The sequence below is a fragment of the Oceanobacillus sp. HCA-5259 genome, assembly GCF_037892815.1.
Taxonomy (GTDB): Bacteria; Bacillota; Bacilli; order Bacillales; family Amphibacillaceae; genus Oceanobacillus; species Oceanobacillus indicireducens.
In genome coordinates this window covers 1-1,681 of sequence record NZ_JBBKBV010000074.1, presented here as the reverse complement: position 1 = coordinate 1,681, position 1,681 = coordinate 1, and the positions used below count along the sequence as shown (strand labels likewise).

Sequence of the window (1,681 nt, the reverse complement as noted above, 5' to 3'; positions counted from 1 at the left end):
TGATATGCTCCCTTTATAGTAGACAGAGAAATAATAAAAAATCTCTATTACTATAAAAGGGAGCATTTATTATGTCTAAGCGAGTAATGAAACACACATTGGATGAAAAGATTCAAGCTGTATTGTATGTGCTCGAGGGAAAGATGCCCGATAGTGTTGTTGCAAAAAAATACACTGTTAGCCACACTACCATTCAGGCTTGGATTCGCAAATATCAACTACATGGTGTAGAGGGTTTAAAGGAATCAACAGGTCCGAAAACGTACTCTAAAGAATTGAAGATGCAAGCAGTCGAGTTTTACTTGAACCATGAGGGGAACTTAGAAGAAACCTGCAAAAAATTCGATATCTCAAGTCGTTCTGTTTTATCCCGGTGGGTAAAGCATTATACTAGTGGAAAAGAATTTAAATCCACTGGAGGAAGAGAAGCAATGAATAAAGGGCGTAAAACCACACTTCAAGAACGCATTGAAATTGTCCAATATACGATTGCGAACGAATGCAATTATCATGAGGCGGCTAAAAAGTATAACGTTTCTTATCAACAAGTATATAGCTGGGTACGTAAATATGGAAAAGATGGGAAACAGGGTCTTCAGGATCGTCGTGGAAAAACTCTAGAATCAAAGGCTAGCCTTACCGAAGAAGAGAAATTACAACTTCGTATTAAAGAACTGGAACACCGTAATCAGTATTTAGAGGCGGAAAATGGCTTATTAAAAAAGTTGAAGGAAATCGAAAGGGGGATGGGGCAGCGCGACTAGGTAAACACCTAGCTAAATTTCAAGCGATTCATGACTATCACAAGGAGACAACAATACCCATTCTATTACTCTGTGAAATTTTAGATGTATCCCGATCCGGTTACTATAAATGGTTGAAACATAAACCTACGGAACGACAAAGGGAAAATGAATGGCTCATGAAAAAAGTGAAAGAGGAATTCAGAAAGTATAACGGTAACTTCGGCTATCGTCGAATAACCATGGCGATCAATCGCAAATATAAGAAACAATATGACGAGAAAAGAATTCGACGCTTAATGATTCAAATGGGCTTAAAATCGCATATTCGTCGCTCGAATGGCTATTCCACGAAGACAAGCTATATCAATATTGAAGAAAATATTTTAAATCGTGAATTTACTGCGGAGAAACCGAATGAGAAGTGGGTAACGGATATCACGCATATGACGTATGGCTTTGGTAACAAGGCTTATTTAAGTGCCATTAAGGACCTTTATGACGGTTCGATTGTCGCCTATCAGGTTGGGCGCTATAATGACAATCCTTTGGTTATGAACACGCTAAAAGAAGCTATAGAGGCAAATCCTGACGCAGCCCCTTTAATACACAGCGATCGTGGTTCACAATACACATCAAAGGAATATCGTTACCTTACGACAGAAGCTGGGATGACCCGCAGTATGTCACGTGTAGGCAATTGTATTGATAACGCACCGATTGAAAGCTTCTTTGGTCATTTTAAATGCGAATGTTATGACCTAAAGCATTACACGAGCTATGAAGAATTAGTGGACGATATTGACGCTTATATGGAATTTTATAATGAAGAACGATACCAAACGAAATTAAACAGCCTAGCACCGTTAGAATATAGGTACCAGGCTGCGGCATAGATTTTTATTTTTTCACTGTCCACTTGACAGGGCGCAGTTCAC

1 protein-coding gene is annotated in these 1,681 nt (G+C 38.8%); it reads left to right on the top strand.

Annotated features, from left to right (window positions below):
* Positions 1–71: 71 nt before the first annotated feature.
* Positions 72–1,639 (top strand): IS3 family transposase gene (locus WKU33_RS18765; RefSeq protein WP_340456107.1). Its coding sequence is split into 2 segments (ribosomal slippage): positions 72–732 and positions 732–1,639, totalling 1,569 coding nucleotides; the frame shifts between segments, so codons are not numbered across the junction.
* Positions 1,640–1,681 lie beyond the last annotated feature (42 nt).